The organism is Streptococcus sanguinis SK49, assembly GCF_000212815.1.
Taxonomy (GTDB): Bacteria; Bacillota; Bacilli; order Lactobacillales; family Streptococcaceae; genus Streptococcus; species Streptococcus sanguinis_C.
The window spans coordinates 179,827-194,171 of record NZ_GL890986.1 but is presented as its reverse complement, the minus strand read 5'-3'; the positions used below and the strand labels follow the sequence as shown (position 1 = coordinate 194,171).

Annotated in this window: 12 protein-coding genes and 1 pseudogene; 8 read left to right on the top strand and 5 right to left on the bottom strand. The window is 41.0% G+C overall.

Features of this window, described 5'->3' with window-relative positions; all coding sequences use genetic code 11:
• Positions 1-15 precede the first annotated feature (15 nt).
• The 5 genes from mnmL to HMPREF9380_RS02415 all read left to right on the top strand — a co-directional run bounded on the left by mnmL (position 16) and on the right by HMPREF9380_RS02415 (position 4,063).
• Positions 16-963 carry a tRNA modification radical SAM protein MnmL/YtqA gene (mnmL, locus tag HMPREF9380_RS02395; RefSeq protein ID WP_004193129.1) on the top strand — a complete coding sequence of 316 codons (948 nt, stop codon included), beginning with the start codon at positions 16-18 and terminating at the stop codon, positions 961-963.
• Positions 957-1,508: a tRNA 5-(aminomethyl)-2-thiouridylate-methyltransferase MnmM gene (gene mnmM / locus HMPREF9380_RS02400; protein WP_004193127.1), complete on the top strand. Its 552-nt coding sequence runs from the start codon at positions 957-959 to the stop codon at positions 1,506-1,508. Before mnmL ends, mnmM begins: the two co-directional genes overlap by 7 nt.
• A 242-nt stretch (positions 1,509-1,750) precedes the next feature.
• Positions 1,751-2,347, top strand: coding sequence for a TetR/AcrR family transcriptional regulator (locus tag HMPREF9380_RS02405; RefSeq protein WP_004193125.1), 597 nt, complete (start codon positions 1,751-1,753; stop codon positions 2,345-2,347).
• Positions 2,347-3,300 (top strand): ABC transporter ATP-binding protein, encoded by a 954-nt coding sequence (locus HMPREF9380_RS02410; RefSeq protein WP_004193124.1) that lies wholly within the window; start codon positions 2,347-2,349, stop codon positions 3,298-3,300. Before HMPREF9380_RS02405 ends, HMPREF9380_RS02410 begins: the two co-directional genes overlap by 1 nt.
• Entirely contained in the window at positions 3,287-4,063 is a 777-nt protein-coding gene (locus tag HMPREF9380_RS02415; RefSeq protein WP_004193122.1) for an ABC transporter permease, read from the top strand. The genes HMPREF9380_RS02410 and HMPREF9380_RS02415 overlap by 14 nt, the downstream gene beginning before the upstream one ends.
• A gap of 542 nt (positions 4,064-4,605) precedes the next feature.
• Here the strand turns inward: HMPREF9380_RS02415 and HMPREF9380_RS0111105 are convergent.
• The 4 genes and pseudogenes from HMPREF9380_RS0111105 to HMPREF9380_RS02430 form a co-directional block, all read right to left on the bottom strand.
• Positions 4,606-5,369, bottom strand: a pseudogene (locus HMPREF9380_RS0111105) (class I SAM-dependent methyltransferase).
• Positions 5,370-5,488: 119 nt separating this feature from the next.
• A complete protein-coding gene (locus HMPREF9380_RS02420) occupies positions 5,489-5,863 on the bottom strand; it encodes a hypothetical protein (RefSeq protein ID WP_004193116.1) in 375 nt (124 codons plus the stop codon).
• Positions 5,864-5,974: 111 nt separating this feature from the next.
• Positions 5,975-7,537, bottom strand: a complete 1,563-nt coding sequence (locus tag HMPREF9380_RS02425; protein ID WP_004193114.1) for an ArnT family glycosyltransferase — start codon at positions 7,535-7,537, stop codon at positions 5,975-5,977.
• Complete coding sequence (locus tag HMPREF9380_RS02430; RefSeq protein WP_004193112.1) at positions 7,534-8,328, bottom strand: ABC transporter ATP-binding protein; 795 nt, start codon at positions 8,326-8,328, stop codon at positions 7,534-7,536. The genes HMPREF9380_RS02425 and HMPREF9380_RS02430 overlap by 4 nt, the downstream gene beginning before the upstream one ends.
• Before the next feature lie 74 nt (positions 8,329-8,402).
• Here HMPREF9380_RS02430 and HMPREF9380_RS02435 point away from each other — a divergent pair, with 74 nt between their 5' ends.
• Together HMPREF9380_RS02435 and HMPREF9380_RS02440 are read left to right on the top strand one after the other, a co-directional pair.
• Positions 8,403-9,527 carry an AI-2E family transporter gene (locus HMPREF9380_RS02435; RefSeq protein ID WP_002897049.1) on the top strand — a complete coding sequence of 375 codons (1,125 nt, stop codon included), beginning with the start codon at positions 8,403-8,405 and terminating at the stop codon, positions 9,525-9,527.
• Positions 9,528-9,678: 151 nt separating this feature from the next.
• Positions 9,679-11,019, top strand: coding sequence for a hemolysin family protein (locus HMPREF9380_RS02440; RefSeq protein ID WP_004193110.1), 1,341 nt, complete (start codon positions 9,679-9,681; stop codon positions 11,017-11,019).
• 365 nt (positions 11,020-11,384) lie between these two features.
• Here HMPREF9380_RS02440 and treR read toward each other — a convergent pair whose 3' ends face one another.
• Positions 11,385-12,098: a trehalose operon repressor gene (treR, locus tag HMPREF9380_RS02445; protein ID WP_032907676.1), complete on the bottom strand. Its 714-nt coding sequence runs from the start codon at positions 12,096-12,098 to the stop codon at positions 11,385-11,387.
• A 187-nt stretch (positions 12,099-12,285) separates the two neighbouring features.
• Between treR and treP the strand changes: the two genes are divergently transcribed.
• A complete protein-coding gene (gene treP, locus HMPREF9380_RS02450) occupies positions 12,286-14,283 on the top strand; it encodes a PTS system trehalose-specific EIIBC component (protein ID WP_004193106.1) in 1,998 nt (665 codons plus the stop codon).
• Positions 14,284-14,345 lie beyond the last annotated feature (62 nt).

The window sequence follows — 14,345 nt, the reverse complement described above, 5'->3', positions numbered from 1 at the left end:
CTTTTTTGTGGTAGAATGAAAGGTATGAAATCTTACAATGCTTTGAATGATTATTATCGAAAACTTTTTGGTGAAAAAACTTTTAAGGTGCCTATTGATGCGGGCTTTGACTGTCCCAATCGGGATGGTACGGTAGCGCATGGAGGCTGTACCTTCTGTACCGTTTCAGGCTCGGGCGATGCCATTGTGGCGCCGGATGCGCCCATTCGCGAGCAGTTTTTCAAGGAAATTGACTTCATGCACCGCAAGTGGCCAGATGTTCGCAAGTATCTGGTCTATTTTCAGAACTTCACTAATACTCATGAGAAGCTTGAAGTGATTCGTGAGCGCTATGAACAAGCCATTAACGAGCCAGGTGTCGTTGGACTCAATATCGGGACTCGACCGGACTGTTTGCCTGATGAGACCATTGCCTACTTGGCTGACCTGTCTGAGCGTATGCATGTGACTGTAGAGCTGGGCCTTCAGACTACCTATGAGGAGACCTCGGACCTCATCAATCGTGCCCATTCTTATGAGCTCTATGTGGAGACGGTCCAGCGAGTTCGTAAGCTGGCTCCCAAGGCGGAGATTGTCTCTCACTTGATCAATGGTCTGCCGGGCGAAACCCATGAGATGATGCTGGAGAATGTCCGTCGCTGTGTGACAGACAATGACATTCAGGGAATTAAACTTCACTTGCTTCACTTGATGACTAATACCCGCATGCAGCGGGATTATCATGAGGGGCGGTTGCAGCTGCTCAGTCAGGATGAGTATGTCTCCATCATCTGCGACCAACTGGAGATTATCCCTGAGCATATCGTCATCCATCGTATCACAGGCGATGCTCCGCGAGATATGTTGATTGGCCCTATGTGGAGCCTCAATAAATGGGAAGTTCTCAATGCCATCGAGGCAGAAATGCGTCGTCGTGGCAGCAAGCAAGGCTGTAAAGCAAAGGAGCAGAGATTCGTATGTTAAGACCCTTACAGATGGCCCATGCCTTTTTGGCAGAAGTGGTGACCAAGGAAGATATCGTGGTGGATGCTACTATGGGCAACGGACATGACACCCTCTTTCTGGCTAAGTTGGCCAAGCAGGTCTATGCTTTTGACATTCAGGAGCAGGCTGTGGAAAAGACCCGCCAGCGCTTGGCAGAAGCAGACTTGGACAATGCTCAGCTAATCTTGGCTGGTCATGAAACTATGGACCAATATACAGACCATTTCAAGGCCGCAATTTTTAATCTTGGCTACCTGCCTTCGGCGGACAAGTCTGTTATTACCCGGCCTGATACGACGCTGGAAGCTTTGAAAAAAGTCTGTCAAGGCTTAGAAAAGGGCGGCCGTGCAGCGATCATGATTTACTATGGGCATGAAGGTGGCGAAGTTGAAAAAGATGCGGTATTAGACTTCGTTAGTCAGCTGCCTCAGCAGGACTTCACCGTTGCCCTCTACAAGACCATCAATCAGATTAACAATCCGCCTTTCTTGGTCATGATTGAGAAATTGAGAGAAGGAACTTGAGATATAATAAGGATACAGAGAGAAAAGCCAGATAGATAATAGGAGCTTTCAGTACTGTATCCTTATTTTTTAAATCGTTAAAATCGAATAATTAGGTCTAAATGAAGAGAATTAAGGTGTGTGTAAATTTAAAATCTTATATTTTCTTACATAGAAGATATAAGACTTTGACATTTTTTAGTTTATATGATAAGCTATGACTGTAAAACCAAAAAACGTCACAGAGTTTTTAGGAGGAAGTTATGGCTACTGCTTTTACTAGCGAAGAAAAAGAAGTTATTAGAAAGAAATTACATAAAGTTGCAAAGGAATGTCTTCAAAGATATGGGGTTAAGAAAACCACAGTTGACCAAATGGCAGCAATGGTAGATATTTCCAAAGGTTCTTTTTATAATTTTTATTCCTCAAAAGAAATGTTATTTTTTATGGTCTTAGAAGAATATCAAATAGATGTTATGAATCGCCTGACAGAACAATTAGGTATGGAAACCAAGATAGATACAAATCGTCTGGTAGAGTTACTTTATGATTTTTATCAAGATTTTCGCTATTCATTTATGTATACCATATTTAAAAATCATGAAATGGAATTACTCATAAGAAAATTGCCGAAAGAGGCGATAACAAATCATCATCTGATAGACGATAGGATGGTTAAAGAAATTGTATCTCGAATCAACATTAGAGAAAATGTATCGGTAGAAATCGTCTCTGCTTTATTTAGAACGATTGCTATGACTATTCTACACATTGAGGAAATCGGTGAAGAACAATTTGATATCGCATTGAAGTTAGTTATACAAGGAGTTGTGGAACAAATTACTAAGGAGGATAGGTAATGGTGAAAGAAGCAATTAGAACCGCAAAGCTTTCTAAAAGATATGGAACAAAAAATGTTGTCGACAACTTGAATCTTTCAATAAAACCTGGTGAAATAGTAGGTTTTTTAGGACTGAATGGTGCAGGGAAAACCACGACGATGAGAATGATGCTAGGATTGATAAAATCTACATCAGGAGAATGTTATGTCCAAGGAAAAAAGTTAGATCTGAGTAATTTAGAACTTCGAAACGAAATAGGTTATATTATTGAGACGCCTTATTCTTATCCGGATTTAACGGTGAGAGAAAATTTAGAAATCGTTGGTAAATTAAGAGGGGTTAATAAAGATAATATTGACTGGGTAATTGAAAAATTAAAACTAAAGCAATATGAACATAAACAGGAGAAGTATCTTTCTTTAGGAAATGTTGCGCGTTTAGGAATTGCAAAAGCGATTATTCATAAACCCAAAATTCTAATTCTTGATGAGCCAACAAATGGATTAGACCCTTTTGGAGTTATTGAAGTGAGAGAACTATTAAAGGAATTGGCGAATAATCTAGGCACAACTGTTCTTATTTCAAGTCATAATCTGGAAGAAATATCTAAAATTGCTACTAGGATAGTTATTGTACATGAGGGCAGACTTATAAGGGAAGTTGAAAGCAATGAATTAGAGCAGTACTTAGAAAAGAGGTTACTAGTAAGTGGATCTAATAATAAGGCCATGAAAGAAGTATTATCTAACCATGGCTATCATGCAAACATTCAATCAGACACAGAAAATAATATCAATTTCTTGGAATTAACTGATAGAAAATCTGTGGAATATCCGGAAAAAATTGCTACATTGCTGGTTCATACAGGTTATCCACCCAAATCGCTGGCTGTTGAAAAAGAAGATTTGGAGCATTATTTTTTAAGAATACTGAATGACTATAATGGAGGTGTTTCGAATGAAAAAGCTTAGTTCCTGTATTTTAATTGAATGGAGAAAGTTAATAAAATCAAAACTTTCCATCGTAACTGCTTGTTCTATCTGTTTAGTTCCTTTTATTGTTGGCTTGTTTGCAACTATGATGAAATATCCAGAGAATTTCAAAAATCTTGGTTTGATTTCTGCAAAAATGGAAATGATGAGGATAACAGATTGGTCGTCATACTTAATGACCATATCACAAGTCATTTCTGTTGGGGGATTGCTCATTTTTGGATTTACAGCATCTTGGGTTTTTGGTAGAGAATATTCTGATAAAACGATGATAGACCTATTAGCGCTCCCGATGAAAAGAGATATAATCGTATTATCCAAGTTTATCGTTATCGCTCTATGGAGCTATATTCTATCAATTTTTGCTCTTTTATTAGGATTATTAGCTGGCAATCTGATTGGACTTGAGGGTGGGAGCTTAACGGTGATTTTCAAAGGTATACTTACTTTTGTTTTTTGTACTACTCTTACGATCGTACTCTCTACTCCAGTGGCCTTTTTTGCTTGTTTAGGCCGGGGATATTTGTCTCCATTGGCATTTATCATTTTTACTATTATTTTTTCTCAGCTTGGTTCTGCTCTTAACTTTGGGAAATACATTCCATGGGCGATTCCTGCACTCGCAAGTGGTATTGCAGGAAAAGCACTATTGAATTTTGGGAGCATTGTCAGTTTATTTGGGGTAAGTATTCTGGGTCTTATCGCAACAATAGCTTGGTGGAGGTATGCTGATTACGATTAAAATGAAGTGATGAAAATGATAATAACACAAAACTAAGTCTTATTCATTTCCATTCAAAACAACCCCTCCTGTTCAGATTGAAAAACAAGAGGGGTTATATTATGACAATCGAAAGTTTTGGGGGAGAGGGGACTATGTGAATATCGTTGGCCTAAATGAAAAGATAGTTTCTAATATACGTGATTTGGAAAAAATGACCTTGTCTTTGATAAGTTAAGTGTCAAACCGTTCTCAGATGGCAGTTTTAGAATAAGATAAAAGCCTGTTTTTACGGGCATTAGTCAAGTAATCATAGCATTAACCTAAAAGAAGTTCAGCGAACGTCTTTAGACGTCGCTAGAGGGAAACGGCTTATAGCCGGTGTACAAGCCACTCGTTTTCACGGGTGGTTATGATTTCTCAAAATGAGCAAAAAAACAGTAAACCTTTGTGATTTACTGTTTTAAAAAATTCTTTTATTCAATTAGACAAACTGGGATTTTTAGATTTTAACCCTTAAGGAAAATAAAATGGGCTATTCTCCTGAAGCATGTTCTATAATATTATAGTTTAATGCAGAGTGTAGCTATATAGTCATTTCCATAACGTGATAATCTATGTCTTTTGTCACACGATTCATAAAAATCTATCATAGCTAGACCATTTTTGAGTTGTCCTCTAATCTGAGTTTCTAAGGTATGGCTAAATTCATATCCATATTCTGGATTTATGGATATCTTGCCTTCCTCTTCAAGCTCTTTTGAATTAAAAGGTATTGAAAACTTTAAAAGTAATTCCTCATCAGGTTTGTCCCATACAATGTCAGTATCATACATGTATATCCAAGGGTTCATAAATCCGACCATTAACAGTCCACCTTTTTTCAATACTCGAGAGGCTTCTTTATACATGTTTTCTAAATCTTCTATATATGCATTTGAAACCGGATTAAAAATAATATCAAAAGTTTCATTTTCAAATGGAAATGGTTTTGTCATATCGCCTTGAACTGTATTGATTTCAAGCCTTCTCTTTTAGCAACCAACTCATCTCTTTGTAATTGTGATTTAGAAAAATCCATTATGGTTACATCATAACCCTTTATAGCAAAAACTGGTCCCTGCTGTCCACCACCACAAGCTAAACCTAATATCTTTTTTCCGTTTGCTTTTTCAAACCATTCTTTTGGAACTTTTTTCCCGACAGTTAATGCAACAGAAATTGGATGTTTTCTAACTTCTTCTAATTCTTCATGTGTCAATGGCTCAGTATAGTCATTTTTTACATTATTCCATCTATCTTCATTTAATTTTATATAATTGTTCATCTTATAATCTCCTCGTAATTTTATACTATTTCGATTTAAGTTGAATATGTTGCCATTACATTTTTCTCACCTCTACAAATTCCAATTTGGCGCACTGTAGATGATCTTCATTTCACATGCTACATCTGAAATGCTGTTATCCAAAAACATATTCCGGCTATAAGTGAAATCGGAGTCATAACATATTTTTCTTTCTTACTTTTTGAAATCATGTTCATAATCGTATTCAAGGATAGGTAAGCGGCAAAGAAGAAACAAATATATTTAGTAACCTTAAAAGACAGCCACAAGGGAATAAAACCTCCGGCTTGCAAAATAATGATCATGGCAAAAATTTGAATAGCTACCGAAATGACTGCCGCAAGTCTAAATTTCTTAGGTAAGATTTTATGTTGTCCACCCATTGTATATTCGCCCAAAGGCAGACCGCAAGCAACAAGAACTGTCATAATTGCTATAATTCCAAATAATACTGCACCTAATATTGAAAACATAAATCACTATCCTCCCTTCGCAAAATACAAAAAATTTTAATTACAAATTCAACTTTGTGTCACTTAACAATCCTATAAAATTATAAGGAATTCTTGTCAAGTGTTCAAGTTTTATAGTTTTTTCTCAAGCTGGTCTGTTGATTTCCCTTTTCCTTTGTTCTTCCACCAATCGTTCAGGTCGACTAAGGATTGAGCGGCGGAAGGGATGAGAAGTAGGACATAGATATAGACATACTGGCTCTTGGTTTCCCAGAAGAAGTGGAAGAGGCCGCCCCCCAATAGAAAGATGAAGGGATAGAGGTCAAAAGGCGTCAGCTTTTCCTCGGCGACGAAAAATTTATGCAGGATAAAGAAGCAGGAGAGCAGATAGATGCTGGCTAGCAGGGTTAAGAGCAGGAAATTAATAATCTGATAACCTCTTCTTTCCTCATAAATGCTGCGCAGGACAGCTGGTTTCATATATTGCTGGCGCTCAATCTGAGGCCCAGTCCAAATAGACTGAAAAGTCGGCTCAGTCCAAGTCGACTTGACCTTTTCGTAGAAGAATTTGAGCGCATAAGCAGGATGCTTACTGAAGTGAATCAAAATATCCTTCAAATCCCGAGTGGCCATTTCTGTAGCCAAATTTTCATCATATTTGTTGCGCTTGAGAATCTTGGTATTGTAGGCATCGTACCAGCCTCCCAAGGTCTGCCGATTGGGATCATCCCGCAGGCCCATAGTGATGTAGGCGATTTTTGGGGTACCGACACCAATCTTGCCCCCAATCAGCTGCTCATAGTAGGCCGTCAGACCCTTGTTTGAAAGGACGATACCGGCTAAAATCAGGATGATAGCTAAGGGTTTCTTCCAAGACCATTTATAAAAGATGGACAGGAAGCAGACTCCAATCAGCATGATGGCAAAGATGATGTAGTTGTTGCGCAGGAGGCAGGCCAGACTGATACTGGCCGCTCCCAGCAAGGCATAGAGCAGGTTTCCTTTCTGATCCAGCTTGATAAAAGCATAGAGACTGAGCAGACAGAAGAAGAGCCCGGGAATGGTACCGTAGACAAAGAGGATGAAAAAGAGCTGTGGTAAAAAGAGAAAGGTCAGTAGAATCGTGTATTTCTGAATCATTTCTCTGGCATTGAGCAGGGCAGTAATCTTGTAAATCAAGAAATGACTGAGTAAAGTCCAGACGACATTCATGCTAAAGGCAAATTGAGTCGTCGGAGAAATAAAAGCATAAAGTCGCTCCAGAGTCATCAGTCCTAACTGATGGGGATTACGGTACATGTAGCTTCCGATGGTTGTCAGCGAGCTGTAATCTCCTCGGTTAAAGGCTAGGGCTGCATTGAAAACGTGTTTGGCGTCAGCTCGGATGCGGCCATCGTAGGCCGTTATCAGAAAAATCGCTGCTACTATAAAGATGAGGGACAAAATCCAAAAAAGATGCTTGGTCTGAACCTTTTCCAACAAGGGCCGGATTAAAAAGAGGCTGAGGAGAAAGAGCAGGAGGATAGGGTAGAAATACCAAGGATTACTGACGAATTGGACTCCTTCTGCAATCCTCAAAGGGATGTAAGTGTGGGACAGCAGAATCTGCCCAGACAGGAAAAGCAAAGCAATCGCAGTCATGGTCAGAATCAGAAAATAGCCCAGATTGAAGATGGTATTAGAAAATTGCTTCATGAGGACCTGACCTCCACCTTGACGAAATAGCGGTCTTCTCCCAGCTCAATCAGCTCGACTGGCTGGGGATAAAATCGATCCATGACCTCTTTTTGAAAAATGTCTTCTTTGGGACCTTGGGCTATGATTTCACCTTCTTTTAGGAGCAGGACATGATCCATAGCAGCAGTTATTTCCTCTACATGGTGGGTGACATAGAGGATGGTTGGAGCCTGGTCCATCTGTGTAATCTTACCGATCTGTTCCAGCAGGCGCTCGCGGGCAAAGAGATCCAGACCGCTGGTCGCTTCATCTAAGATAAGCAATTCCGGCTTTTCCATGAGACTGCGTGCAATCAGCAAGAGCTGCTTTTCCCCTTGAGACAGACTGATGTAGCTTCGGCCAATCAAATCTTGCCCGCCAATGGAAGCCAGCATTTCCCTAGCTTGGTTCAGCTCAGTTTGCCCGTAAGGAGCGTAGAGAATACTGCTTTTATACTTGCCTGTCAGGACGATTTCTTCGGCAGTGAGATGGCTGGGCAGACGCTCAGCAATGAAGGAGCCAACTACTCCAATCCTAGTTCGCAGCTGAGGAATGTCGCCGGCACCAAATTCCGTATCCAGAACCGTTACCTTGCCCTGAGTCTTCCAATGCTCAGCCATGAGCAAGCGCAGAAGAGTAGACTTTCCAGAACCGTTGAGACCGAGGATGGCCCAATGCTCCCCCTTTTTCACCTGCCAGTTGAGATCTTTTAAGATGGTCCGGCCTTGTTTAGCCAAGCTTACATTTTCCAGTTCGATAATCTTTTCCATTTTTACTCTTTCTTTCGTTAAATCTCCTTTATTATAACAAAATTTATGGTAAAATAACTGATAGGAGGAGTCAAATGTTTCATAAAAGTAAGCTGATGTTTTGGACCAGTGAGGTCCTTTTGCTAACGATTATTTTCTTTATCTGGCGCCAAATGGGGGATATGATAACCCCGATTGTTAGCGTTGTGAATACAATCTTGATTCCCTTTCTTGTAGGAGGATTTCTTTACTATATTACGAATCCTCTGGTGAAATTTCTTCAGGAAAAGCTCAAAATCAACCGAATGATTGGGATTCTGATTACGCTCAGCCTTTTATTTGGTTTGATTGCTTTGGGTGTTATTTATCTCTTGCCGATTTTGATTAATCAGCTGAGCAGCTTGATTAATTCAACGCAAGGACTTTATTGGGAAATTCAAAGTTTTGTTAATCAATTATCTAAAAATCCGCTCTTTCGAAATCTGAATATCCAGTCCACCATCCAGCAGCTCAATCTGTCTTATGTGGATATTCTGCAAAATATCCTTAACAGTGTAACCAACAGTCTGGGCAGCGTTCTGTCAGCAGTTGTCAATACGCTGATGATTTTGATTATGACGCCGATTTTCTTGGTTTACTTCCTCATGGACGGCCATAAGCTTTTACCCATGCTGGAGCGGACAGTCCTCAAGCGAGATAAGCTCAATATCTCCAGCTTGCTAACTAATCTCAATGCTACTGTTGCCCGCTATATCAGCGGAATTTCAATCGATGCCCTGATTATCGGTGCTCTGGCCTATATTGGCTATAGCGTGATTGGGCTCAAGTACGCTTTGGTCTTTGCTATTTTCTCCAGTCTGGCTAATCTGATTCCTTATGTAGGACCGAGTATCGGCTTGATTCCCATGGTCATTACTTATGCCTTTACGGATCCTCAGAAGATGGTGGCGGCCTTGATTTACATGCTGATTATCCAGCAGGTCGATGGCAATATCCTCTATCCCCGTATCGTTGGCGGTGTGATGAAGGTCCATCCTATTACCATCATGGTGCTCTTGCTCTTATCCAGCAATATCTATGGTGTGTTGGGGATGATTGTGGCAATCCCGACCTATTCTATCCTCAAGGAAATCGCCAAGTTCTTGGCTAATCTCTATGACAATCACAAGGAAGCCCAGCAGCAGAAGAAGAACGAAGAGTTTGGGATTATTAATAAATAAGGATGAGTTTGGTAATCGATTAATCCCAGAGTCTCGATACCAGAAAATAAGACGGAAGAAGGGCCTCCCGTCTTATTTTCATTTCCTGTGCACTAAATTTAAAAATATGATATAATCAGATTTACTTATACATTTCGAGGAGAAAGAATCAATGGAAGACCCTGGCAGTCAGAATATGTTATGGCAAGCCTTACTACTGTTTATATTGACTTTGTTAAATGCCTTTTTCTCAGCTGCTGAGATGGCAATGGTATCGCTCAATCGGGCGCGTGTGGAGCAAAAGGCTGAAGAGGGCGACCTCAAGTATATCCGGCTCTTAGCTGTCTTAGAAAGCCCCAATAACTTCTTATCAACCATCCAGGTTGGGATTACTGTTATCAATATCCTGTCTGGGGCCAGCTTTGCGGATAATCTGGGAAAATTGTTCTCTTCTTGGATGGGAAATTCCGAGACTGCACGTGCTATCGGAACTTTCTTGGCTCTGGTCCTATTGACCTATATTTCTATTGTTTTGGGTGAGCTTTATCCCAAGCGCATTGCCATGAACCTGAAAGATAATCTAGCTGTGCGGGCTGCTCCGGTTATTATTTTTCTTGGCAAGATTGTCAGTCCCTTCGTTTGGTTGCTGTCAGCATCGACTAATCTACTGAGTCGGATAACCCCGATGAAGTTTGATGATGCAGACGAAAAGATGACTCGGGATGAGATTGAATATATGCTGACCAATAGTGAGGAGACCTTGGATGCAGATGAGATTGAGATGCTGCAGGGGATTTTCTCTCTGGATGAGCTGATGGCGCGTGAACTGATGGTGCCGCGGACGGATGCCTTTATGGTGGACATTCAGGACGATACCAAAGAAATTATCGAAAGCATTCTCAAACAGAGCTTCTCGCGGATTCCTGTCTATGATGGGGATAAGGACAATGTCATCGGTCTGATTCATACCAAGCGACTGCTTAATGAAGGATTCATCAATGGTTTTGACAATATCGTTCTGCGCAAGATCCTGCAGGAGCCGCTCTTTGTGCCGGAAACCATGTTTGTCGATGATTTGCTTAAGGAGCTGCGCAATACGCAAAACCAAATGGCAATTCTCTTGGATGAGTATGGCGGAATGGCTGGTCTGGTCACACTGGAAGACCTCTTGGAGGAGATTGTCGGTGAGATTGACGATGAGACTGACAAGGCTGAGATCGAAGTTCATGAAATTGGTGAGAATACCTACATCGTATTAGGAACCATGACCCTCAATGACTTTAATGAATACTTTGAAGTTGAAATTGAAAGCGACGATGTGGATACGATAGCTGGTTATTACTTGACTTGTGTAGGGACTATTCCAGACCCGAAAGAACGCATTAGCTACGAAGTCGAAAGTCAGAATAAGCAACTTATTTTAACCAATGACAAGGTTAAAAATGGTCGTGTTACGAAGGTAAAGGTTGAAATTTCAGAAATTGTTGAAGAAGCAGAAAAGGCTGAGAAATAAACTCAGCCTTTTAAGTTTCCTTCAAGTTTTTTATAAGTCTGTCTTAAGTTTCTGGGATTATACTAATAGCATCAAAATAGAAATGAGGACAGTCCAATGACATCTAAAGTTACCCTATATGATAAGCAAGTATTGACATTCCCACAGGCGCAAAAGTAAGAAAGGAAGTAATAAGAATCAGTAACGTTTAAAAAGCAGCAGAAGCCCTTAACTAATTTTTTCATATAAATCTCCTAAAACAATTAAAAAGAATTTTGAGGCTCTTTGTCGCTCCAAAACAAAGCAGCCTTAGACTACTCATAAAAGAAACCACCTCTGCCAGCTGGCAGGCAGAGGTGGTTTTGTGGTCTGGATGGAAATCAAGGTTATTCTTTCTGACGCTTAGCAAAATCCACAAAGCGAAATTTGTCTAGCTTGTGCCGGCTCTCAGTATATTGAAACTGGCGGCCGTCTGCCAGATAGACCTGAGACTTGACAGAGACAACCTGCTGGTCCTTGCCTAGGTCCATGAGAATCTTGTCTCGGTCATTGGTGTGGTCAATGGTAAATTCCTTTTTGGCATAAGCGATATTGAGCTTTAAGTCATTTTCCAAATAGGCGTAAATGGATTGCTCACCGATTTCCCTTGTCAAGTCAGGGACGATGCCCTTGTCTAAATAGTCAATATCTAATACAGAGGCGACTTGGTCCACAACGCGCTGACGGACGATTCGCCAAACTAGTCGGTAGGGAGGGAAGCCAGTGATGTCGGACAATTTCTGGTCCACGGTAATCTTTTCTAAGCTGACAACATTGGTTTTGGACTGCATATTATTCTGTCTGACTACTTCTTGATAGCTGGTTAACTTAGACACAGGAAAGTCAAACTGTTCTTGCTTGATGACTTTGGAACCTTGTCCGCGGACTTTTTCAATCAATCCCTCTTCCTGCAACAGAGCCAGAGCCTTGCGCACCGTGTCGCGGCTGACCTTGTAGTCTTCTGTCAGCTGATGCTCGCTGGGCAAGAAGTCTCCGACAGCATAACGTTCCTCCAAAATATCTTTCTCAATCTGTTTGAACAATTGTTTGTATTTCTTCATCATAAACTCCACTTGTTTTCTTTTTTACATACAACCTAGAAAATTTTATCAAAAATGAGGGCTATTTTCAACGAACAACTTGCCTACATCTTTGAAATCGATTACAATTATTTGTAGAGATGTGTTGAAAAACTAACTCGTAAAAAATATAAGGAGAGTGCTGGATTCTCATTCAGCCAGTAGTCAAATGGGAAAATTTGAGAAGGAAGCCAAAGATCTGCTAGATGCAATCGGCGGCAAAGAGAATGTCACAGCAGTTAGTCATTGCGCAACGCGGATGCGCTTTGTACTTGGCGACGATAAAAAGGCCAATGTCAAGGCCATTGAGACAATCCCAGTGGTCAAGGGAACTTTTACAAATGCTGGGCAATTCCAAGTCATCATTGGAAATGATGTGCCAATCTTTTACAATGACTTCACTGCTGTATCAGGTGTTGAGGGAGTATCAAAAGAAGCAGCCAAGTCTGCTGCCAAGAGCAAGCAAAACCCCCTTCAGCGGGTTATGGCCACTCTGGCGGAAATTTTCACCCCGATCATTCCAGCTTTGATTGTCGGAGGGTTAATCCTTGGCTTCCGCAATGTTCTTGAGGGCGTGCATTGGTCTATGTTGGATGGGAAAACAATCACAGAGGTATCCAAATTCTGGTCTGGAATTAACCATTTCTTGTGGCTTCCGGGAGAAGCAATTTTCCAATTCCTGCCGGTAGGAATCACTTGGTCTGTTTCTCGTAAAATGGGAACTAGCCAAATTCTTGGGATTGTCTTGGGAATCTGTTTGGTGTCACCACAATTGCTCAATGCTTATTCAGTAGCATCGACACCAGCAGCTGAAATCGCTAAGGACTGGGTTTGGGATTTCGGTTTCTTCACTGTCAATCGTGTTGGTTACCAAGCTCAGGTTATTCCGGCCCTTTTAGCAGGTTTATCTCTATCTTATCTGGAAATCTTTTGGCGTAAACATATTCCAGAAGTAGTGTCTATGATTTTTGTGCCATTCTTATCATTGATTCCTGCTCTGATTCTGGCTCATACTGTCTTGGGTCCTATCGGTTGGACAATCGGTCAGGGGCTTTCAACAGTTGTACTTGCAGGTTTAACTGGTCCAGTTAAATGGCTCTTTGGCGCAGTATTTGGTGCCCTTTATGCTCCATTTGTTATCACAGGTCTTCACCATATGACCAATGCCATTGATACTCAGTTGGTAGCTGATGCCGGTGGTACTGGTCTTTGGCCAATGATTGCTCTATCTAATATTGCTCAAGGTTCAGCTGTATTTGCTTATTACCTTATGAAACGCCATGATGAGCGGGAAGCGCAAATTTCCCTGCCTGCAACCATTTCAGCTTACCTTGGTGTTACTGAGCCTGCTCTCTTCGGGGTCAATGTCAAGTACGTTTATCCATTTGTTGCGGGAATGATTGGTTCGTCTATTGCGGGTCTGCTTTCTGTAACCTTTAATATAACAGCAAATGCCATTGGTATTGGTGGTTTACCAGGTATCCTTTCTATCCAGGCAAAATATATGATTCCATTTGCAGGAGTTATGCTTGTAGCAATCCTTGTACCAATGTTCCTGACTTTCTTCTTCCACAAGACAGGCTTCTTAACGAAGACAGAGGAAGATCCGGAATTGCAAGCAGAATTTGCAGCCCAGGAAGAGGCAGAATTTGCCGGACCATCCAAATCCGAGTCGTCTCCAGAGGTGCAAGCAGCTGATTCATCAGCTCCTGTAACGATTACTAGTCCGCTGGCAGGAGAAGTCAAAGAATTGAGTCAGGCAACAGATCCTGTCTTTGCACAAGGTTTGATGGGGCGTGGAGTTGTCATTGTTCCTAGCCAAGGTGAGTTGGTTTCACCAGTCAATGGTAGAGTAACAGTCTTCTTCCCAACCAAGCATGCCATCGGCATCTTGTCAGATGAAGGTGTTGAAATCCTGATGCATATCGGAATGGACACTGTTAATCTGGAGGGCAAAGGATTTGAAGGTTATGTGTCTCAGGGAGATAAGGTCAAGGTTGGCGACAAGCTCATTTCCTTTGATATAGACATGATCAAGAAAGCGGGCTATGTAACGGAAACACCAGTCATCATTACGAACTCAGACAAGTATCAGGTGGAGGAGCTTGAACAGCTTCCTCATGCAGTTGAGCGAGGAAGTCAGTTGATGGCAGCTAATCCACTTTAAAGAAAAATGAAATGACCTATAGAAAGGGACGGTGCTTTAAAATCTGTCCCTTTTCTCAAAAA